16 protein-coding genes and 1 riboswitch are annotated in these 22,322 nt (G+C 63.4%); of the genes, 3 read left to right on the top strand and 13 right to left on the bottom strand.

From position 1 onward, the window contains the following. Positions 1-384: 384 nt before the first annotated feature. The 4 genes from glmS to PQR32_RS31825 all read right to left on the bottom strand — a co-directional run bounded on the left by glmS (position 385) and on the right by PQR32_RS31825 (position 5,145). Positions 385-2,202 (bottom strand): glutamine--fructose-6-phosphate transaminase (isomerizing), encoded by a 1,818-nt coding sequence (gene glmS / locus PQR32_RS31840; protein ID WP_408236539.1) that lies wholly within the window; start codon positions 2,200-2,202, stop codon positions 385-387. A 64-nt stretch (positions 2,203-2,266) separates the two neighbouring features. Then, a complete protein-coding gene (gene galE, locus PQR32_RS31835) occupies positions 2,267-3,289 on the bottom strand; it encodes a UDP-glucose 4-epimerase GalE (RefSeq protein ID WP_408236536.1) in 1,023 nt (340 codons plus the stop codon). 45 nt (positions 3,290-3,334) lie between these two features. Continuing rightward, on the bottom strand, positions 3,335-4,258 hold the full coding sequence (locus PQR32_RS31830) for an endo alpha-1,4 polygalactosaminidase (RefSeq protein WP_408236533.1): 924 nt from the start codon (positions 4,256-4,258) through the stop codon (positions 3,335-3,337). Between the two features lie 38 nt (positions 4,259-4,296). Next, positions 4,297-5,145 carry a glycoside hydrolase family 191 protein gene (locus tag PQR32_RS31825; RefSeq protein WP_408236530.1) on the bottom strand — a complete coding sequence of 283 codons (849 nt, stop codon included), beginning with the start codon at positions 5,143-5,145 and terminating at the stop codon, positions 4,297-4,299. Between the two features lie 25 nt (positions 5,146-5,170). On the opposite strand from PQR32_RS31825, the gene PQR32_RS31820 reads away from it, so the two are divergent. Then, positions 5,171-5,428 carry a hypothetical protein gene (locus PQR32_RS31820; protein WP_408236527.1) on the top strand — a complete coding sequence of 86 codons (258 nt, stop codon included), beginning with the start codon at positions 5,171-5,173 and terminating at the stop codon, positions 5,426-5,428. An 85-nt stretch (positions 5,429-5,513) separates the two neighbouring features. Here PQR32_RS31820 and pelG read toward each other — a convergent pair whose 3' ends face one another. From pelG to PQR32_RS31785, 7 genes are all read right to left on the bottom strand, one after another. Beyond that, positions 5,514-6,887 carry an exopolysaccharide Pel transporter PelG gene (gene pelG, locus PQR32_RS31815; RefSeq protein ID WP_408236524.1) on the bottom strand — a complete coding sequence of 458 codons (1,374 nt, stop codon included), beginning with the start codon at positions 6,885-6,887 and terminating at the stop codon, positions 5,514-5,516. Next, the gene (pelF, locus tag PQR32_RS31810) at positions 6,887-8,539 is read right to left on the bottom strand and encodes a GT4 family glycosyltransferase PelF (RefSeq protein ID WP_408236521.1); all 1,653 of its coding nucleotides are present in this window, start codon (positions 8,537-8,539) and stop codon (positions 6,887-6,889) included. Before pelF ends, pelG begins: the two co-directional genes overlap by 1 nt. After that, positions 8,536-9,546, bottom strand: a complete 1,011-nt coding sequence (locus PQR32_RS31805) for a tetratricopeptide repeat protein (RefSeq protein WP_408236518.1) — start codon at positions 9,544-9,546, stop codon at positions 8,536-8,538. Before PQR32_RS31805 ends, pelF begins: the two co-directional genes overlap by 4 nt. Next, complete coding sequence (locus PQR32_RS31800; protein ID WP_408236515.1) at positions 9,539-10,951, bottom strand: PelD GGDEF domain-containing protein; 1,413 nt, start codon at positions 10,949-10,951, stop codon at positions 9,539-9,541. Before PQR32_RS31800 ends, PQR32_RS31805 begins: the two co-directional genes overlap by 8 nt. Positions 10,952-11,040: 89 nt before the next feature. Beyond that, entirely contained in the window at positions 11,041-11,592 is a 552-nt protein-coding gene (locus PQR32_RS31795; protein WP_408236512.1) for an LpoB-related protein, read from the bottom strand. A 37-nt stretch (positions 11,593-11,629) separates the two neighbouring features. Further along, positions 11,630-15,604 (bottom strand): tetratricopeptide repeat protein, encoded by a 3,975-nt coding sequence (locus PQR32_RS31790; protein ID WP_408236509.1) that lies wholly within the window; start codon positions 15,602-15,604, stop codon positions 11,630-11,632. Then, positions 15,594-18,293 carry a bifunctional glycoside hydrolase/polysaccharide deacetylase family protein gene (locus PQR32_RS31785; RefSeq protein WP_408236506.1) on the bottom strand — a complete coding sequence of 900 codons (2,700 nt, stop codon included), beginning with the start codon at positions 18,291-18,293 and terminating at the stop codon, positions 15,594-15,596. The genes PQR32_RS31790 and PQR32_RS31785 overlap by 11 nt, the downstream gene beginning before the upstream one ends. 737 nt (positions 18,294-19,030) lie before the next feature. After that, positions 19,031-19,110: riboswitch (cyclic di-GMP riboswitch) on the top strand. Positions 19,111-19,164: 54 nt separating this feature from the next. Between PQR32_RS31785 and PQR32_RS31780 the strand changes: the two genes are divergently transcribed. Beyond that, entirely contained in the window at positions 19,165-20,031 is an 867-nt protein-coding gene (locus tag PQR32_RS31780) for a spherulation-specific family 4 protein (RefSeq protein ID WP_408236503.1), read from the top strand. 236 nt (positions 20,032-20,267) lie between these two features. Continuing rightward, complete coding sequence (locus tag PQR32_RS31775; protein WP_007182451.1) at positions 20,268-20,429, top strand: DUF1328 domain-containing protein; 162 nt, start codon at positions 20,268-20,270, stop codon at positions 20,427-20,429. Between the two features lie 201 nt (positions 20,430-20,630). Here PQR32_RS31775 and PQR32_RS31770 read toward each other — a convergent pair whose 3' ends face one another. Continuing rightward, complete coding sequence (locus PQR32_RS31770) at positions 20,631-21,260, bottom strand: GNAT family N-acetyltransferase (RefSeq protein ID WP_408236500.1); 630 nt, start codon at positions 21,258-21,260, stop codon at positions 20,631-20,633. A 104-nt stretch (positions 21,261-21,364) separates the two neighbouring features. Next, positions 21,365-22,291 carry a LysR substrate-binding domain-containing protein gene (locus tag PQR32_RS31765; protein ID WP_408236497.1) on the bottom strand — a complete coding sequence of 309 codons (927 nt, stop codon included), beginning with the start codon at positions 22,289-22,291 and terminating at the stop codon, positions 21,365-21,367. Between the last annotated feature and the right edge of the window lie 31 nt (positions 22,292-22,322).

Below are 22,322 nucleotides of genomic sequence, written 5' to 3'. Positions count from 1 at the left end.
CGAAATCCATGCAGGATACTGTACATCCATACAGGTCTTTGCGCAATCCAATGATCGTCGCACTGAACAGCTTGCACTCGGGTCGTGACGCTGAAGAGTAAAGAAGATGAGAACGCAGTCGCCGCGCGGTTCGCGAGCGATGATCAAAGCGCTGAGCAAGCTTTGGCAGGCAGGGAGCCTGACGGGGGGCTTTCGGGCGCAACTGTCAAACTAGAAACACACCACAGTCCGAAAGCACTTTCGGATTAGTTGCGGATACCCGCTGCCAGCCCAGGAGTTCGAAGCAGTCGGCGGCATACGTATTCGGACCTGGACAAAAACCTGTCTCCGCAACCATTCAACAACGAAGCCGGCGGGGCCGCCGGCCACCCCGCCGCTAACCCTTTACTCCACCGTCACCGACTTCGCCAAATTTCTCGGCTTATCGACATCCGTCCCGCGCGCACACGCCGTGTGGTAAGCGAGCAATTGCAACGGCACCACATGCAAAAGCGGCGACAACGGCCCATAGTGCTCCGGCATTCTGATCACGTGAATCCCGGGCTCACTGCCAATCCGCGTGTCAGTATCGGCAAACACATAAAGCTCGCCTCCGCGCGCCTTCACTTCCTGAAGATTCGACTTCAGCTTCTCGAGCAGCGCATCGTTCGGCGCGATCGTCACCACCGGCATCGCATCGGTGACAAGCGCCAGCGGCCCGTGCTTCAGTTCACCCGCCGGATACGCCTCCGCGTGGATATAGGAAATCTCCTTGAGCTTGAGCGCGCCTTCGAGTGCGATCGGATAGTGCGAGCCGCGTCCGAGGAACAACGCGCTTTCCTTGCCCGAGAACTTCTCCGACCACGCGATGATCTGCGGTTCCAGCGCCAGCACGGCGTTCAACGCGGCCGGCAGATGGCGTAACTGGCGCACATAGTCGGCTTCCTGCTCCGGGCTCACCGTGCCGCGGATTTTGCCCAGCGTCGCGGCAAGAACGAACAGTCCGACCAGTTGCGTGGTGAACGCCTTGGTCGACGCCACGCCGATTTCGCGGCCCGCATGCGTGTGAAACGACAGTGACGTCAGCCGCACCATCGCGCTCGTCGCCACATTGCAGACCGACAACGTGTGCTGATGTCCGAGCGACTGCGCATGCTTCAAGGCAGCGAGCGTGTCGGCCGTTTCGCCGGACTGGGAGATCACGACCACGAGTGCCTTCGGATTCGGCACAGAATCGCGGTAGCGGTATTCGCTGGCAATTTCGACCTGAGTGGGAATCTTCGCGATCGATTCGAGCCAGTACCTGGCGGTCAGTCCCGAGTAATAGCTGGTGCCGCACGCGAGAATCAGCAGGCTGTCGATATCCGCAAACACAGCGGCAGCCTCTTCGCCGAACAGCGACGCATCGAGCGACTCGCCCTGCGGCACCGTGTCGGCGATCGCGCGCGGCTGCTCGAAGATTTCCTTCTGCATGAAATGCCGGTACGGGCCGAGTTCGACGCCGCCGCCATACGCGGCCACCGTGCGCACTTCGCGCGCTACGTCGGCGCCGTCGCGGCTCACCACTCGCACGCGTTCGAGCGTCAGCTCGCACACGTCGCCCTCTTCCAGGAAGATGAAGCGTTCGGTCTCGCCGGCCAAAGCCAGCGCATCCGACGCGAGAAAATTCTCGCCTTCGCCGATGCCGACGACGAGCGGCGAGCCCTGCCGCGCGCCCACCACCAGATGCGGATGAGCCTTGTGCTCGACTGCGATCGCGTACGCGCCGTCCAGTTGCTTCACGGCATCGCGAACCGCCTCGAACAGATCGCCCCGATACAGACAATGCACGAGATGCGCGACCACTTCGGTGTCGGTCTGCGACACGAACACATAGCCCTTCGCGCGTAGCATCTCGCGCAACGGTTCGTAGTTTTCGATGATGCCGTTATGCACCAGCGCCAACTCGTCCTTCGAGAAAATCGGATGCGCGTTGTCCGTGACCGGCGCGCCGTGCGTCGCCCAACGGGTGTGCGCGACGCCCGTGCCGCCTTCGAGATGCGTCTCGCGCGCCTGCGCGTCGAGGTCCGCGACGCGCGCCGTGCTGCGCGCACGGCGCGGGCCGCCGGCGGCCAGCACGGCGACGCCGCAGGAGTCGTAGCCGCGATACTCGAGACGCCGCAGTCCTTCGATCAGAACCGGGACGATGTTACGTTGCGCTACTGCGCCGACAATGCCACACATAAAATTTGTTTTCCCACGTGATGTTGTATCGGATGGGGCGAGCCGCCCCGAATCGAGTCAAGCCTCAGGCGTAACCGGCAGGGTTGGTCGATTGCCAGCGCCAATGATCGGCGCACATGCGTTCGATGCCGTACTGCGCGCGCCAGCCGAGCAGCTTGTCCGCCGCGGCCGGGTCGGCGAAGCAGGACGCGACGTCGCCCGGACGGCGCGCCACGATTTCATAAGGCACGGGCTTGCCCGACGCCTTTTCGAACGAGCGCACTACGTCCAGCACGCTATAGCCCTGCCCCGTACCGAGATTCACGACGAAACTCGCATCGCGCTTGGCGAGCGCGTCGAGCGCGGCCAGATGTCCGCGCGCCAGATCCACCACGTGGATGTAGTCACGCACGCCCGTGCCGTCCGGCGTGTCGTAGTCGCCGCCGAATACGCGCAGCTTCTCCAGCTTGCCGACCGCGACTTGCGCGACATACGGCATGAGATTGTTCGGCACGCCGCCCGGGTCTTCGCCGATCAGACCGCTCTCGTGCGCACCGACCGGATTGAAATAACGCAGCGTGGCGATGCGCCACGACGGATCCGAAATTTCCAGATCGCGCAGGATCTGTTCGGCGATCAGCTTCGTCTGGCCATACGGATTCGTGGCGGACAGCGGAAATGATTCGTCGATCGGCGACGTCTTCGGCACGCCGTACACCGTGGCCGACGAACTGAACACGAACTGCTTCACATTGCGCGCGCGCATCACCGAGAGCAGCGTGAGCAGACTGCCGAGATTGTTGTCGTAGTACTCGATCGGCTTCGAGACCGATTCGCCCACCGCTTTGAGCGCCGCGAAGTGAATCGCACCGGTCACCGCGTGCGCATCGAAAATGCGTTGCAGCGCGGCTTCATCGCGCGAATCCGTTTCGTAGAACGCCACGCGCTTGCCCGTGATCTGCTCGACGCGTCTGAGCGATTCGCGGTTGCTGTTGACGAGGTTGTCGACCACGACCACGTCGTAGCCGCCGTTCAGCAATTCGACACAGGTATGCGAGCCGATAAAGCCGGCGCCGCCGGTTACCAGAATCGTGCCTTTCAAGTCCATGCGAAATTCCCTTCTAGATTTATTCAATTCGAGTGTCACGGCCGCTCATTGCCGCTCGGCCGCGCCCACGCCGACGGTCGCGAGCCCGCCGTCGGTGACATAAGGCACGAACCCGGCTTCGGTAATCCGCGCTGCGGTGGCGGCTGCGCACGCGTCGTCGGCGGGCGGGCAATAGTCGATGGACAGCACCGGCAGTTTGTATTGATCGCGGATGATCGCCGCCTGCATCAGCAGCCAGTCGCGATCAGCCTGCGGCACTTCCGTATATCGCTGCTTGCCGGCATCCCAACCGCGATACAGCGATTCGAACGCCACCATGTAGGCAAGATCATGGACCTGCGGCAATACCTCGAAGCCGCGGTTGAAGATCAGCTTCGCCTCCGGATAACGCTTCTTGATCGCGCGTATGACGCGCACCAGTCCGGCTTCCTGCGCGGCTCGCGAGGCATCGGTTTTGGCGATCAGATGGTAGGAGTCGAGCGTGTCGAGGAAAAAGCCCCGATAGCCTTTTTTCCATAACGGCGCGATCACCTTGTCGACGAAAAACACCGGCCATTGAGCCGCCGTCTGATCGATCACATGCGACGCCCACGCCTCGTTGACGCCCGGCAGCCACGCGGACGGCATGGCGCTGTAATACGCGCGATGCGGGTTCACCTCGCCGACGCTCACATAAGCGAACCACGCCGGATGCGTCTTCGCGTGAGCACGCGGATCGAAGTGCGCGTCGGGGTCGACCACGACGACATCAAATGTGGCCAGTTCTTCGACAGGCGGATTCGCGCCGTAGTACAGCGCCACCGACGGTCCCACCGGCGCGTCCGGCGCGCTCTGCGCGTGCGCCACCGAAGCCAGCGCGCCGAGCGCGGCCATGCGCGCGAATCGGCTGACACGACGCAGCAGCGCGCGCAAGGTGAAACCTCGGTCGTGATCGTGATCGTGCTCGGACAAAGCCGGTTCCTCTTTCATGTTGTTCGGGCAACGCTGCCCGTTTCTGGCTGTCGTTTCTAACTACCCACCGGCAGGAACGACCACCAGCAGATGCTATCGAGCAACTCCGTCGAGATCGAAGGACTGAAGCCCGCCTGTTGCGCGGCCCTCCACGCGGTTTGCGCGGTCGAGCTCGCCGTGCATGACGACGTATAGTCGAGCGACCCCACGAAGAAAGCGCTGCGGCCGAGATTCTGCTCGGTGCTTTGCCACGACTTCAACAGCTGCACGACTGACGTGCTCGTCGACGGCAAGAAGGCCTGTTCCGCGATCACGCCGTCGATCAGCCACGGAAACGAGACACCGCCCGTCGTCCCGCCGATGGCCTGCACCGGCGGCGCATTCGGCACCAGCGCCAGATCCGGATAGCGGTCGCGCAGTTGCTTGACGAGATCGAGGCCGCCTTGCGCGCAGGTTGCATTGCAGGGGGCCGTCGGCGCATTGGCGCCGTGGCCGACAATTTCGAAGTTATCCAGCATGAAGCCGTCGACACCGGTTGCCGCGAGACGCGGCGCGACGTAGTTGACGATCAGGTTCTGATAGTCGGCATTGGCGGGATTCATCCAGTACTCCTGGAAGCCCGAATAGCTGCTGATTTTCGCCGAAGTATTCGCACCGCACGACACGAAACCGGACGGGACCGTGTTCCAGTAAGTCCGCCATTTCTCGCAGGCGCCGAAATTCAGGTAGCTGAGCACTTTCGCGCCGTTCGCCTTCAACGCGGTGATCTGCGCGGCCGAGAAGGCGGGCGTGCCGTTGCCGGGATCCGCGTCGATCACGATCAGCTTGAACGTGGCCGCCGCGTGGGCGATGTCGATCGCGCTGCCCTGGCCGTAATAGACGGCCCAGACCGGCGACGCCGGCAAGGCGCGCGCCGTTGAGATCGTCGGCGTGGTAGTCGAGCCGGAATTCGTATTCGACGAGGAATCGCTCGAACCGGAAGAGTTCGTCGAGCCGGTCGACCTGGTCGTACCGGTCGGGTTACCAGAGTTACTGGCGCTACCGCTCGCCGAGGTCACCGCAGCCGCAGTCGAACCATTCGTGCTGCCCGTACCGCTGCCGCCGCCTCCGCAGGCGGCCAACAGACTGCAGGCCGCCACGATCGCGGCCGCACGGATCCAGCGTTGCGCGACGCGGCGGCCGTATTGAACATCGGCGGCAAGGCGCGCTCGAGCGGGCCGCCGAAGCGGGCCAAGATCGTACTGATGCATGGTGGAATCCGAAGTCGAACGATTCAACCCCGCAACATATACGTTTCGTATTCCAAAGACATGAATTTGCGGTCGAGCACCTTCACGGACGCCACCACCACAACCAGCAACGCCAACGCGAATCCATAGCCGTAGAAATCCGGCCCGAGCTTGAGCGTGATGCCGGTGAAGAGTCCGTTCAGCACCACAAATGCGCCGGTGAGCCGCAGCACGACGCGCCGCCCGTCGAGATAGAAGAACACGTTGAGCAGACCCAGCAGCAACACCTGCAGACTCGCCGACACCACGTCGACGACGAGCAGCGGCATATACAGCGGCGAAATGCCGAGCGAACCCAGGACGCGCTCGCCGAAGGCGATGATCAGGAGCAGCACGACCGTCTGCACCTTGATGATTTCGTACAGGCCGGCACGCACGCTGCCCACCATCATGTCGCGCATTTCGTTGATGTGGCGCAGCGTCGCGCCGCTGCGCACGGCGTCGTAGAAGGCGTCGTAGTATTCGACGAAATCCGCCTCGATGCGCACGAGGAACGTCGCCATGCCGGGCATCACGCACACGTAGGCGATAAAAATCGGAATGTCGTAAATCACCGACGCATGCAGCGGCCCGATCACGCGCGTACCCGTGCCCGGCGCATACCAGAACATGAACTTGTCGAGCCACACTCCGATATTGAACAGCAGCCCGACCAGCGCGAGGCTCGGATAGGCGAAGCGCCGCTCGAACACTTCGAACGAAACGAAACGCTCGCTGCGGTAGTTGCGGTAGATCAGACCCGACAACCCGGCGAGCAGCACAATGTGCCCCGCCACGAAACCGCCGAGCAGGCCGACCAGTCCATAGCCATTCAATGCGAGTGCGAGGCACACCACGCACGCGTAGCCCACGGCGAACACCATCAGGATCTGCCGGTACTGCTTCACGCTCGACAGAAAGATCACGGCGATCCAGATATTGCTGACCACGACGAAGCCCGTAATCATCAGCAAGCGGTAGATCAGCGGCTCCTCGCGGAAACCCACCAGCATCGCGATCACCGCGACCACGCTGGCCAGCACCGACGACACCAGCACCACGCCGTTATAGTTCGACAGCACGAGGTCGTCGCGCTTTTCGAACAGCCGATCGGAGATGAAGCGCGTGAACGACAGTTGCAGCGGTCCGGTCAGAATCAGGCTGAGCGCGATCAGATAAGTGACCGACACCTGAAACTGCACGATCGCGAAGGTCGGAATCACCGAAGTCAGACTGATCAGCCCGATGATCAGGATGCCGAAGATCGACAGGATCAGCGGACCGGAACTGATCAGGCCCGCGTAGGCATAGGCGCGTGCCACGCCGGTCAGCGTGTCGCGCCGCATGATCTTGCGTAATTCGAAGCCGATACCCGCCATCAGCGTGTCTCCTGCGATTGAGCGGCCTGCGCCGGCTGCTCGCGCGGCTCTGCCCTGGATTGAGTGCCGTGGTGCATCGGGCAGCGCGCCGCGTCGGCGGACGTGCCGCTGCGCTCGCGGTCCGGCATGGCGGCAAGGCGCTCATACAGCGTGCGATAGCGGTCGATCATCTGCTTCCTGGTGTAATAGCGGCGCACACGCGCGAGTCCGGCCTGCTGTGCGGCCTGCCAGCGGGTTTCGTCGGCGAGCAGCGACAGCACGGCCTGGGCGAATGCCGCCGGGTCCGCGAGCTGGACCACCATGCCGGCCGAGCCGAGCGCGCGATCTTCCGCATCCACGCCTTCGATCAGTTGACGGCACGAGCCCACGTCCGTCGTGATGGCCGGCACGCCGGCCGCGAAACCTTCCAGCACCACCAGCGGCAGCGCCTCGCTGATCGACGTCAGCGCGATCACGTCGACCTGCGGCATCATGTCGTCGATGCGCTGGAAGCCGAGGAATTTCACATTGCGGCTCAGCCCGAGACTCTCCACCAGCGCGCGGCATTCGAGCGCGTAGGCGGGATCTTCCTCTTCCGGTCCGATGATCCAGCCTTCGAGATCCGGCATGGTGCGCGACGCAATGAAGATCGCGCGAATGAAGGTCTTGATGTCCTTGATCGGCACCACGCGCCCGATCAGCGCGACCACGCGGTGCGAGCGCGGCTTGCGTTCGGCCACCAGCGGCGCGAGCGCGTCGACATCGATCCCGTTCGGAATGCATTGCGTGCGCTCGGCGCGCGCGCCGTCCGTGACCTGGCGCTGGCGGTTCGCCTCGTACAACGCGACGATCTCGTCCGCGGCGTCGTACGCGAGCTTGCCGATCGCTTCGAAGAAACGCACCCACAGTTCACGGAAATAGCTGACGCGCGAGATATCACGCTCGAACACACCGCGGTTATCGCGAATCCACTGGCTCTGCAGCAGGTCGATCTTGCGCTCTTTCGTATAGATGCCGTGCTCGGAGACCAGCAGCGGGCGCCCCGTGCGGTAATGCACCAGTGCGCCGAGAAAGCCGCCATATCCCGTCGATACCGTGTGGTACACCTTCGCCGGCAACAGCTTTTCGGCGACGCGCGCGAGTTGCCACAACGGCTTGTGCATGATGCGCACGGTCCAGAAGTAATCGGTGAACGACGGATCGGTACAGTATTTCTGATACTGATCGACGATCGTGTCCCAGGCCGCGCGGCTCGACAGGAATTGTTCCTCGCTCAACGCGCCGTTCGTCCCGAGCATCGGAATCACGTCGGCCATCAGCGCGCTCACGTCCGTGCCGTTGCGCGGATCGCGCAGTGCGTCATGCAATTTCTGCGAGCGGGCAAAGGCCGCGGCGTCGCCATCGACGGCACGCGGCTGAAAGTCCGCCACGGCTTGCTCGTACAGGAAGTGCGTTTCGATGTGCACCACATTGTCCGGCAGCGCATAGGCAACGCCGTTGTAGTCCTGTTCCCGGCTGCCGATGAACACAATGGCGAAACGGGTCTCCGGGTAGGAGCGGATCATTTCATTGACCCAGCTCGACACGCCACCACGCACGAACGGGAACGTGCCTTCGAGCAGCAGGCAGACATCGGCATCGGCGGCACGGCGGATCGGGAGTTCTTTCATCATGACCAGTACTTCACAACCGGTTTGAGTGTGGGCAACGCGGCGGCATTGCCCAGCGATGCGAGAAGCTGCTTGACACGAGCGTAATCGCCGCGCAGGAAGTCGGCTTCGGCCAGCCACGGCACCAGACGTTCGCGCGGGAAACCGAGCGCGAGCGCGCGCCCGATGTATTCGTGCGCGGCATTCGGCAAGCCGCTCGCCAGCGCGAGACGGCCGCGAATCAGCCACAACGCGGCATCGCCCGGATCGGTTTCGAGCGCTGCCTGCGCGTAGCGGTCAGCCTGTTGCAGCGTATGGCGGTAGACCGCGCCCTGCACCAGGTTCTGGTACACGAGTTCGAAATAGAGCTCGGCGAGCAGCCGGTTGAGCGCGTGGCGTTCGACGTCGCTGTCGGTCGCTTCCAGCGCCTTGCTGGTCCGGAAGATCTTCTGCATGATTTCGTTTTCGGCGTGATCCAGCGTGCCGTAAGCGATCAGGCGAATGTCTTCGAGCGGGTCGGCAAGCAACTCGCGCAGCAACGTGCCCGTAGTGCGGGTGGGCATGCTCTGGATCGCCACGAGGGCGGACAGCCGGTCGGTGGGCGACACCTGCGTGTTGGCAAGGCGCGCCTGCAGCCGCGCGCCGCCGCCGTGCGACACACGCGACACCAGGTACGTGACGAATTCCGGCCGCGGCACATCGGCGAGTTGATCGCTGTCCTTGTTGCCCGGAAAGAGCGCCGCCCAGATGCAGCTAATCAGCACCACGAGGCCGCCGAACAGCGGCACGAAGGTGCAGGCGAGCCACAGGAACAGGAACGACACCACTCGGGGCTCGCGATAATTCGACGGCAGCCATGCGCGGAACGCGACTGCTTCGGCGAGTCCCGCCGCCGCTTGCAGCGCGAGGAAGCGCAGCAAAGGATCGATCGCGCCGGCCGGTTGCAGCAGGCTCGCGATCGCCAGATATTGCACGATCACGGCCGCCACGGCCGCGAGCGCGCTGACGATGAGAGAAAGGGTCTTAGACATCGAGGCCGCTTCGTTTGAGAAGACGCATCAGCGCCGCGCCCGGCTCGTCGCCCTCGAGGTGGAGCGTGTGAACGCCGACGCGCGCGTGTTCCAGGTCGGTGTTGAACTGGGCCGTCAGGCTGGCTTCGATCCGCGCCAGATAACCGTCGATGCCGGTCGTGTCGGTAGCCGGCATGAGATTCACCAGCACCGACTGCTTCGCGGTCTGCACCGGCCACATCACGTCGAGCGAACGGCGGCGGCGCATGACGTGCTCGAACAGCGAGTCGCCCTCTTCATCACGCGGGAACGCCAGTGCGACGAGCGACGACGCCACGCCCGCCTTCTGCTGAAGACGTGTGAGGCGGCTCAGGTCGAGCGCGAATTCGTACGGGCAGTTCGGCACTCGGTCGAGAATGCGCTGCACGAAGGCGGAATGCTCGACGCCGTCCGCGTAATAGCCAAGCAACACCAGCAGCAATTGCAGATTGTCGAAATTCAGCGACAGGAACGGCATGCGCTTGACGATCAGCAGCGCGCGCAGTTCACCGTCCGCGGACACCAGCGGCGCGCAGACCAGGTACTGGCTGACCGGCACGACCGTGTCTTCGTTTTTCAGATGCGCGACGCTCAGCGTGTTGAGCGCATGCGTGACGAGTTCGTCGTGCACGGCGAGCTCGAACGCATCGCCGATCTGCGCGATGGCTTGCGTGCCGAGCTTGCCGTTATGCACCGGATACAGCGCCGCGACTTCGATCTGGCAGGCCTGCGCGACGAATTCGAGCAGACCGCTCGCGCCGCCCAACGGATCGCTTTCCTTGCCCGCTGCCGGCACGGCGAGCGCCGTATCGGTGGCAACCGAGAGACGGCGCAACTCGGTAATCGAATCGCGCAACGTGGTCGGGCGGGACAGCAAATCCTTTTCGAGCCGCTCGTGCGACAGGCGCATCAGATAGTGGCTGTTGGTCAACGCGACCAGACGGTCGTTCAGGTAATCGTTCAGCGAGGACGCGCGCTCGGCGCGGCTGCCCCACGTATCGCCGAAATGCCCGGCGAGAATCGTCTGGATCAAACCGCCCGCGAAATACAGGGCGGGGAACGGACCGCCATGCGGATAAAAGAGCGCCCATGCACCGAGCATGAAAGCGCCGCTCAGCAGGCCGAGCAGGCTGCCGTAGCGCAAGGCCACCAGCAACGGCACGAGCCACAGCCACGGAAAACCGGCATGCAGCAGCAACGGGTCTTCAGGATGAAGCCAGCGCGCCACGGCCAGTACGGCCAGCACGAGCACGACAGTCTCAACGATCGCGAACGGCCGCGCCACCGCGGGCGCCAGCAAGCGGCGCACGCGTCCGAGATTGCCGAACGGATGCGCATGGCGCGGCTTCGAGGCGCCCGGGTTGTTTTCCACGGCTGCGGTATTCACGGCCATTTCCTTTTCACATGTCGGGTTTCAGCTTGCGACCCGCACATCGGGCGCAAGCCGCAACCTTGGGGATATGCTGACTGACGTCCTTACTGGCGCGCTTGCAACGGCGACAGAACCTTGGCGATCAGCGAGGTCGCCACGCTCGACAAACCCGAGCGGCTCCAGCCCGTACGCGTACCCGTCGCGCTCCACACCACGGCGCCGTTCGACACGTCGATCAGTTCGAAGGTCACGCCGACCACCGGCTCGCCGTCCACGCCCGTCTTGTAGCGCCATTCTTCGACGGCGCCCGACAGCACATAGCGGGCGCTCTGCGAGCGTGCCCATTCCAGCGCCTTGTCGCCGTCGGCGCGCTGGTTCGTGTCGAACATCGCATTGCGGTTCGCATCGGCGGGGGCGATGCGCACGTCCGCAATGCCGCCGACGCGCAGCGCGTTGGCCGCGATCGATTCGGCGCTTTTGCCCGCGTCCGGCGTTTCAGTGTAGTTGGCGATCGAGACCACCGCCACCTTGTCGCCGCGTGACAGCGCGGGGCCCGACGTCTGGCGCACCGTGCCGCATGCGCTCACCATCAGAGCCAGCGCGGTTGCCGCGACACACCAGGCGCTCGTACGAGCCAATCGTTTAATGCCGACCATGAAGAATGCTCCTTTGGATATGTATTCGAAATCCGGTTCAATAAAACCAGCTATACCGTGCGCCGATCTGGGTGACCGGCGTGCCGAGATGCGACACGCGCTGATGCGAGAAGTAGATTGCCGCGTGATCGCCGCCGAATATCGTTCCCGCGAGACCCAGGCTGATCCCCGGCCCCCAGCCCTGGTTCGAGTCGTGCTGGAGGCCCACGTCGAGGAACGGTCGCCATGCGCGCGTGTACTGGTCGATCAGATCGTTGCCGAAACCGAAGAAAAAGCCGTATTGCGAGTAAGTCTGCGGCACGAAGGTCGCGGCGTTGACCGGCCCGGCTGCCACCGGAATCAGCCGCGAAATCAGGGCGTCGGCGTTGCCGCTCGCGCTGTAGTCGCCATGCGCGCCGACCAGCCGGAACGTGTAGTCCGGATAGTTCGTGAAAATCCGGTAGCCGATCTCACCCGACGACAGCACGCCGCTGCCCAGGTAGTTACGCGCCTGGCTGTAAAAACGGTCGGCCTCGACGCTACCCGACGCATAGAGGTGCTGCGTCACGCGGTACGTGAAGTTAGCAACCACGTTGTCCTTCATGCCGCCGACCTGCAGCGCCTGCGACTCTTGCGCGGTCTGATTGCGGCCCGCCTTGAGCCCGACCGACAACGGCGAATTCCTACCCCACTCCGCGCTGACCGCCACGCTATAGAAACTGTCGAGCGCTTCGCGGCGGCCCGCCGTGACCATGAAGGCGGTGTCGTACGTTTGACGCCGCGCGAAGAATTCCACCGAACGATCCACCGACGGCACGTTGGTGAGCTGCGACTCATCCGTCGAGTGCTGGAAGCGTTGGACACCATTCACGCCGACCATGTAGAGATCGGCGACCTTGATGCTGCCCGCCAACGTCTGTTCGATGTAATCGAGCGGATGTTCGACGTAGCTGGTCACGGTCGCGTCGAGCGACTGCGGCCACGTCAACGCGGTCTGCTCCAGCCGGCTATGCAGTTCCGAATCGTAAGGCGCGCCTTCCAAACCCTGGAACGCGAGATCTTCAGCCGCGTCCGGACGATCCACCACGATCGATGCGTCGATACGGCTGTAGAGCGGCAAACGCCCGCCTTGCTGGTCGAGCAGACGTTCCATCGCGGGCTTGTCGTTTTCGGCGAGCGCGATCGCGATCAACTGCTCCGAAGGCTGCACCAGCACGTCGGCGTACTGGCGAGCGAGCCAACGCTTCGCCATCGGATTGGCTTCATGCGACATCGCCCAGGCGAGCGCCACGTCGCGCGCCACCGACGAAGTCAAGCGCGCCTGATCCGGCGACCCCGCATGCGCCTTCGCGGGTTGCGCGGGCGGCAGGCCGGCTGCGTCGCCGAGTCGTGTGCGGCGTGCTTCGGTCTTGTCGTTGCGGCCTGCGTCCGTGGCGAGCAGATCGATCAGGAAAGCCTTCGACACGTCCGCATTTTCGAAGATCGACGCGAGCGTGACGCGGCGGCCGAGCATCTGCTCCCGCACGTCACCGCCCTGCGAGGCGCGTGTGCGCAGCACGATCTGCCCTTGCGCGGTGTTGGCGCGAATCGCCGCCTCTTCCTGCTGCATCTGACGCCAGACATTGCGGCGGATCGACCATGCGAGATCGCTGCGCCCCGCCATTTCCTGGGCTTCGGCATAGGTCAGTTGCCACAGCGGATCGCGTGACATCGACGCCGACTGCAGACGCAGATACTTGAGCGCGGCCTCCGGCTGGTTCAGACGTATCAGCGCGGCGGCCAGCGGCCCCCATAAAGCCGGCGCCTGCTCGGGCGCATTGCGCCATTCGGCGACTGCCTCGCGCAGTTGCGCGTCGCTGCCGTAGTCCACCAGCGTCCAGAGCAACGCAGCGCGCAGGTCGAGCGTCGCACCTGGCAGCGACACTGCGTGCTGCAGATCGTGCAGCGCGTCGAGCGGACGGTCGATTTGACGATAGTATTCGGCCCGCACGCGCAGAAACGCGGGGTCGCCTTCGGCGGCCGCCAGTTGCTCGGGCGTCAGGTGCTTCAACAATTCATCGATGCGATCGTATCGCTCAGCATCGGTGTAATAGTGAATCGCGCTCTGCAGCGCGCGTTGCGAATGATCGTGGCGGAACTGCAACTCGGACGTGCGGGCCGCGTCGACCGGATACGCGTCGTAGAAGTACGTCATCGCGCTCAGGTCTTCAGGCGCCGCCTGGCCGCTTGCCAGCAGATGCTTGTAGGCGTCGTTCGCAATGTCGTCACGCTGCAGCAGACGCGCGAGTTGCGCGGCATTGCGCCAGAACAGCACGTCGTCGTCCCTGGCACCGCGGCGCGCTGCGAGCAGTGTGTCGAGCGCGCCCTTGTAGTCGCCGTGGCGATACAAAAGGCTCGCCGTGCGCAGCGCGTATTGCGTGTTCGACGGATAGAGCTGATTCAGCTTGCGGTAGTAGGTCAGCGCTTCGTCGTCGTGACCGGCGCGCTCGGCGAGCAGGCCCAGACGCGAGTCGATCGCTTCCGCCGGTGAATTGCGTTGGCGGGTGCGCAGGAAAGCCAGCGCGTCGTCCGGACGGCCGAGACGTTCGTAGGCCGCGACCACCGAATCGACCAGCTTGAGATCGTCGGGCGCCGCATTCGATGCCTGGATCAACGCCGCCAGATAGGCATTGTCGTCGTTGAGCATCGGCGCGAGGCGCATGACGTTTTTCCAGCCTTCCGGATCGTGCGAGGCCTGCGCGTAGGCAAGCCACATCTGCAAGGCGAGCGGTGCTGCGTGGTTCCATTCGGCGACTTGAGCCAGGCGCCTGGTCCAGACCGGCGAGCCTGGGTTCTTGCTGACCTGCTCGGTGGCCACGCGCTGTGCGTTCGGCAGATCGCTCGATTCGAGGAACGACTGATACAGGAGGCCCGGGACGTCGTTCGATGCGGCGGCTGGGTTCGATGCGGTAGCGGACGCGGAAGCCGAGGCTGCTGCGGGATGCGACGCCGCAGCGGCAGGCGCAGCGCTGGACGCCGCGACGCGCACGACGCGCACATCGCGCAAGCCGTGCGTACGAGTGCGCGTGGCGAGGCTAAAACCGGCTTGCGGGCCATCCATATAGGCGTACTGCCCTTGCGAAGCGTCGTTACGCGCCCGCTCGCGGATGAAGTCGACGAGGCGCAGCGCGCCGTCCTCGTCCGGTTGCGCCTGCGCATAGCCGGCCAGCGCCTTCGCGTAACGGTCGACGAGATCCGGACGATGCGCCGCGCGCGCCAGATTCAGCAGCACGACGAGCGTCTCGTGATCGCGGGCGAACGCAGCGCCGTGTTCGTTGGCGGCAGCGAGCGCTTCGTCGAGCAGATTGCCCGATTGCAAGGCCCGAATGCCTTCGATGAAGCACTGACGTTGCGCATCGAACGTCGCCGCACTGGCTTGCAGGCGGAACCAGCCGTTCGCCGCGCCGCGATAGTCGCCGCCATACATGGCGAAGCGCACCACTTCGCGGTTCCAGCGCGTTTGCTGCGCCGGATCCTGTTCAGCGAGGCGCGCATAGAGCTGGCCGGCGAGCTGTTGCGCATTCACCGAAGCGGCTGCTTCAGCCAGCATCTGCAGATCGGCATTCGACCATGTCAGCGCCGCCGCATTCGTGAGCTGCGTACGCAAACGGGCGAGCGCGGCATCGCGGCCCGGATCGTTGGCGGGCAGCGCGAACGCTTCACGCGTATCGACCGTCAGACGCAGCAACTGCGCGGCGCGGCGCATCTGCTCGCTCGGCATCGCCTCCATGCGGGCGGCGATATGCCGCGCGTCCTCGTTGCGGCCCAGACGCACATACTGCGTGCCGAGCACCGAGAGGATTTCCGTGTTGTCGGGCTGCACGCGCAGCCATGCTTCGAGATAGGCGATGCTGAGATCGCTCGGCGCGTCGGTCGACGTCATCCGGCTACGCAGGCCACCGCGCGGATGCACGAGATACAGCGTGATCAACACGACGCCCGCGAGCAGCAGGACGAGCCACGTGGGCGCGATGCGAGGGCGGTTATCGGCCACAAGCGACCTCGACTGACTGGTAGTTCAATTTCTGTCCGACGTCAGCCGGCGCATCGAAACGCAGGAACTCGCCGTCGCGACGCGTGGCGACAGCCTGCTTGTTGACGCTGACCTTGCACTGCTGCGCGTTGGCCAGCTTGACGAACGGCTGGTAGTGACCGGCGAATTCGAAACGCATGCCCTGCGCCGTGCGCCGGAAGTTGCGCACGAAACCATTGGCTTCGCCGATATACGGCGCCGCTCCCGCGCTCGCGGCACCGCCGATCGCAAAGCGAGCGTTGCCGCCGTCGATATGGATATAGGTGCCGTCCCGACCCGTTGCAAAACCGGTCACGCCCGATGCGTCGGCCAGCACCGGTTTCGTCGCTTGCGGCCAGTGCAACTCGCGCACCTCGCCGTTACCGCGCACGATCCAGTCGTTCGCTTGCGGACCCACTTCTTTCGCCACAGCGAAAGTGCGCCAGTCGAGCACCTTGCGGATGTACTCGGTGACGTAGATCGGCATGACCGGCTGCTTGAGCACCGTCGAAAAGATCTGGTCGAGCGCCCGCAACGAGGCTAGCTTGGTGCCGCTGTACATGTGGTAATAGATGTCGATCGGCTTGAAGCGCAGCGGACTGTCGGTCATCGCGAAGGTTTCGAGCACGCGCTGGAACCCGTAGAACGGACCTTGCCAGTCGTTGGTATAAACGTTCTCGTCCTGATTCGGCGCGTACACCTGATAGGCGCCCGGACCCTTGTCCACGCCAATCGGCGCGATCACCGTCCAGCTGTTGTTCGTCTTCGTGATGACCGTATCGCCGCCGTTGATGTCATAGACACCGGCCTCGTGCACCTTGCGCACCACGAAGCCTGGCGGCTGGCAATCGCCGGACCATTGCAGCAGCACAGTCTTCTTGCCGGGAGGCGCGAGACGCGAGTTGATGTAGTCGATCGAGCCCGTGATCTCGCGATCGACGTTGAAGTGATACCCCGGAATATTCAGCGAGAATGCCGCGTCGCCGCCTCCGCGGTCGACGGGCGCGCCTGTCGTGGCATCGAGCTGTTCCCACTGGAATGGATGCGAATATGTATGCGTGCCGATCTCGACATGCGGCAGCGCGAACATCTTGCGGGCGATCTCCTCGAGGCGCGGCGAGATGTCCTTGTGAAGCCCTGCCGGGCCGACTTCGCCCTCGATCACCGACAGCGTCATCGGCACGTTGTAGCGCGTGAAGATCCGCTGATACAAGGCCTCGCCGGAGTAGTCAGGACCGGGGAATTCGGCGCGCGACGCGAAGCCGTCGCCATCGACATGCGACATGAGGAGACGCCGGCCATTCTCGGTCGTCACACTGGGCGACGGCATGTCTTGCAGACGCAGCGCCGCTTTGAGGAACGACATCGGCTGGATGGCCCAGCGCTGCTGCTCGATGCTGTCAAGCGACACGACGGTGTACGGGCTCATTGCATAGCCGCCCCACGGCGTGAGCGCGACCTGATCAACTAGCACGCCACTCGCCGACACGCGCAAAAGCGGCTCGCCACGCGAACCGACCCGCACGCCCAGCAGATCCGGCAACTCGAGTTTCGGACTGATTTCGAAGCCCATCATCGGATCGCTCCTGACCACCTTGATCGGCGCGGACAACGTCTCCGACACAGGTTGGAGATCGAGCGCGGCAGCCGCCGTGCCAGCGGCGTCGAAACCGAATTCGCCGAGGAACGCCACGGGAACATGATCCGTCATGCGGGAGGTGATCCAGCGCTGCCACGCCGGGCTGTCGGGGACCACGCCCCGCTGGATCCACGCGACGACGCCCGCGTAACGGTCGGGTGTCACGCCATTGGGCAGTGGCGACGAGAGATCGGCGTACTCGACGTCGTAACCCATGTAGTTCAGTGGTGTGGCGAGAACGCGCACACCGATGCTCGCGTCGAGGGGATCTTTGGTATCTCGATCCTGTACCACGAGAATCTTGCGCGGCAGCACTTCGATCTTGCCGATGCCGACTACGTCGCGTGCCTTGCTCGTGACGTAAGGCAGCATGCCGGCGGACACGACGCGCGCAGCGGTGTCGCGGGCGCACTGCCGGTCGGTGCGCTCGCAATACTCCACGGACACCACCGGCACGCCGCTTTGCTGCGTGAACGCGTGCGCATCTGCAATGCGTTGTGCGCGCAATGATTCAGCGACATCGAGAAGCCTGCCGCTGTCATCAACTCCGCGCACCAGCGAGTCGCCGACCACCGCGTAGAGCGACTTCGCAACCGGCAGCGCGTTGCGCAAGACGTCGGCGCCACCCGCCACGAGGCGTGCGTCCGGATGCGCTTCATGAATGCGGACAGCGGCAGCCACGGCCGCGGGCGTGTCGAGCAGAAAGCCACGATAGCCGCGCTGCCACAGCGGTTCGATCTGGCTGGAGAGGAACGTGTCGGCCGAACCGGCTGACTCGGCGCCGCTGGTGCGCGCGATCCAGGTGGTATGAGCCAGCGGATGAGCCGCCGGGTCGAAACCCGTGGCGGGGTCGACCACGACGGCATCGAATGCTTGCAATTCGCCGACAGGCGGATTGGCCGCATAGAAGAAAGCGAGATTGGGCTGAGCCGCGGCAGAGTTGGCCGCTGCGGCAGCGGACTGCGGCGGTACAGCGTCCGTCTGTGTCGCTGCATGAGTCACAAGCGGTGCAATACCGGCCGCGCCAAGCATTACCGCAATCAAGGTACGCGTGAGAAATCGTTCGCCCGTCCGTCCGACAACCCCGCAAGTGTCCCCGCCGGCGCATGCCCGGGTCCGCTTCTTCATCGCCAAAATCTTTCCCCGTTCAGTCTGAACGCGAGCGGCGTTCTCCTTGTCGGGAGAATGTTTCCGCTAGCGGATTTTCGAGCCGGCCCGTCGGCATTATTTACATCGCGCAAAAGTGACATTGCGGCGGATGCGATACCGACTTTTTGTCTGGTTACTGGTAAGGCGGTGGAAGATATCACATGACATGTGACGTCTCAAGCTCGCTTATGTCATTGCGGGAATCCCAATAGTTAAATACTGGCAAATGCATCCGCTTGAATTCAAAGGCAAACGATTGCGCGGCCCGGCACAACCAATATCACTGTCGCGACTGGTTAAAATCGATTCGTCAAGGGGATCTGCAATGTGTTGGGAAACGGCTGCAGCAGGTTCAGATCAAACCTGCCGTGCCCTTAATCTTCTGACCAATAAATCGCAAGAGAAAAATACGTCGCCTAACTTTTCCCAATTCTTTCAAACCTTTTTAAGCACCATCAAACAGGCGTATTCGCCCAGATCTCAAGCTCGGATCGGCGTCACACGCAGCAATAAATACCGAAAGGCAAAACAGAAATCGATTTTCGGTTACTCTCGGGACACTTGAATCAAACAACGGAAAATAAATCGGCCCCCTAAAGAAAACCCAAGGGATGCCGTTAGCGCAGTTTGGGCAAACCCGGAGCGATCCGGCGACGCAAAGCTATAGGGACTCCCTCGCGGGAGTTTGCCAGTTGCCCGCCGTGTCCACGGCGGGCCAATCGACAGCGGTGACCACACCGCGTCAGGAGGCTACATGCAAGAAAATCGGGGAATGGGTGCGGTTGCGGTTGTTGTTTCGGGCTCGGCGGAAGGAACCCGTCTCCTGGAGCGCACCGGCAGATGCCTGAAACGAGCCGGACTGATCGCCGGCCTGCTAGTGGGATGCCTGAACGGCACCGCCTTCGCGGGTACCACGGCAACCCTCAGTCTCGTCGTACCCTCCTACTTCAATGCCACTGGCAGCGTCGCGACGTCGAACTGGAACAGTCTCGTGGCCTCGGCGCGCAAGGTGCCGACCACCGCCATCCTGAATCCGAACGATGGCCCCGGCGTAAAGGAAGACCCGAACTTTGCCGCCACCGTCACCAGGCTTCACGCCGCGGGCAGCAAGGTGGTCGGCTACGTGTCCACCGCATACGGCAAACGCTCGCTCTCCGCGGTCGTGGCCGACATCAACGCCTACGTCGCGCTATATAAGGTGGACGGCTTCTTCATCGACGAGATGACGTCCGACAGCAAGACGTCGCACATCCAGTTCTACCAGTCGATCTACAACTACATCAAAGGACTGAACGCCACCTACTCGGTGACGGCCAATCCGGGCAGCAACATTCCCGAGTTGTACGCGAGCCTGCCAACGGCCGACCAGTTCGTCCTGTTCGAAAGCACTGCCAGGAGTTACGCAAAATATCAGCCGATGAGTTGGCAGGCCGCCTATCCGAAGAGCCGTTTCGTGCACATGGTGTACGGCGCAACTGCCGCGCAGTTGCCTGGCATCATGCAATACGCGAAGACGCATGGTGCGGGCGGCGTGTATGTGACGTCGCTGTCCGGGAGCAATCCGTATAAGGCGCTGCCGCCGTATTGGAACGACGAGGTGACGGACGCCGCCGCGCCGTAAAACTGTGACTTCGTATCGACACGATGTTTGCTGCGGCCGGCGACGCCGGCCGCAGTGTCTGGAACGAACTTTTCTTTATGCCGGCGCGCCCATCAGAGGCGCCCTTTCATCTGCGCGGTCTGGGCACACCTATTGCTCTATTCCGCTCGCCGGCAAATAACCCGTCAAAGCACGCTGTGCCCACAACGAGTCGCCGTTTTCCATTTCAATCCAGCAATCCATCGGTGGGAGGCCCCATGCTTCGATACGCTGCAATCTTCTTCATCATCGCCATCATCGCCGCGGTATTCGGCTTTGGCGGCATCGCCGCAGGCGCGACGGAAATCGCCAAGGTCCTGTTCTTCATCTTCGTGGTGATCTTCCTCGTCACCTTGCTGATGGGCGTGATGCGACGCTGATGAACGCTTCAACCATTTAGGCGGAAACACAGCTGCCCCGGCGCGAGAATCAGCAATCCGTTGCAATACTTGCCGTACCGTATTGCAATTGTTGCTGCCCGCGCCGGGGTTTTCACTTCCACGCTTGACCTGCATCGATGCGTTCTCTACCACGCATTGCGCTGCAGCACTTCACCAGTCATCGTTGTCGCTTCCTCGTCTTCACGCCGCGCGTGCAATCGGCGTACGCACACCCAATCGATGCGACCAGTTAGCGAGCGTACGCGTCGCCACTGGCGGCTTGCTCAAGATCGCACTGTCGTAACGTTTGCCGTCGAAGCGCACGAAATCGACGATACGAAACCCCTGTCCACGATAAAACGCAATCAGATGCGCAGCCGGTTGCGGCGTGTCGAGCGCGAGCTCCGCATAACCTCGCGTCGCGGCCCAATGGTCGGCGAATGCGATCAGCAACGTACCGATACCGCGCGCCTGCCATACCGGCTCGACCGCGAACTGGCGCAAGCTGGCGATATCGTCGCGACGGTATAGCTCGCACGCCGATTCACGATCCGTCGCATAGAGTGTCATCGTGCCGACGATGCGTCCGTCGCACACCGCCACATAGCAATCGCCGCGCGCTGCGCGCAAGCGTGTCGTCTCGACGGTCTGGTCCACGCACGTGCAATTGAGGCCCATCGCGCCGAGCGGCGTGAAGGCCCGATGCAACAACGCCGTCAACGCGACGAACGAATCGCGCGCCGGATCGAAGCGGCGCAATTCGACACGGCCCGTGCCGTGACACACGTAGTCGATACGAACGGATTGTTGCTTCGTTGCACGTCGTTTCACGTTGAGCACCTCGCGGTATCAAGATGCTCGAAGTGTAGATTTCGTGTGGATGCGTCTCAAGAAAAAATGTCGTAAAAACTCACATGGGAACAGCTGCCGGCGCATTAAGCCAAAGCCGGTACGAGCTGCGGCCCGCCTTCGCGCAGGCCGAGATGCAATTCCTCGCAGAGGAACGTTTGCAAGGTTTGCACGGCGGCTGCCTGCGTGCCGGAAACCTCGCGCATGAAGAGTCCGAAGTCCGCGGTGGGCGCGTCGGGCAAACCGTCGTTTTGACCCAGCACGCGCATCGATTCCGAACGAATGTTGCCGTCGAGCAGCACCGACACACCGAGCCCCGCTTCAACCGCGGATTGGACGGCCGGCAGACTGGTGCTGGTGCACACGATGCGCCACGCGATCCCCGCGCGCCGCAGCGCCGTCAACACCTGCTGCTGCCACAGACACGCGCCGCCGAATGCCACCACCGGCAACGCCGCCTGCGCGTCGCGGCTGAAGCCGCGCGCGCCGACCCAGAAGAGCGGCTGCGTCCACGTGAGAAGCGGCGCTGCGTCGACCAGCGCGGGATCGCCGACCACCACGTCGAGGCTGCCATCCGCGAGCCGGTTCGACAGCGCCGCACTGCTGTCGACGACGATCTCCAGCGCCACTTGCGGATAAGCGATCGAAAAGCGCCGCAACGCCCGCGGCAAACGACCGACCGCAATGTCCTCCAGCATGCCGAGCCGCACGGTGCCGGACACCTGCCCTGCGCTCAGCGCGCGGCGCGCATCGGCGCCCGCGCCGAGTATCGTGTGGGCGTACGGCAGCAATAAGTGACCTGCTTCGGTGAGCTGCACGCCGCGCGGCGAGCGGTCAAGCAGACGCTGGCCGAGTTCTTCTTCGAGCCGGCGCAATTGCATGCTCACCGCGGCCTGGGTACGCGCGAGGCGCGTCGCCGCCACGCCCACCGCGCCCGTCTCAACCACGGTGACGAAGGCGCGCAGCAGGCTGCTATCGAGATCTCGAGTCATAAAGATTGTTGAAGTCAGCATAAGAAATATCAACTTATCTTAATACCGCCGG

The sequence above is a fragment of the Paraburkholderia dipogonis genome (assembly GCF_046027395.1).
Classification (GTDB): domain Bacteria; phylum Pseudomonadota; class Gammaproteobacteria; order Burkholderiales; family Burkholderiaceae; genus Paraburkholderia; species Paraburkholderia dipogonis_A.
This window is presented reverse-complemented; position numbering and strand designations above follow the sequence as displayed.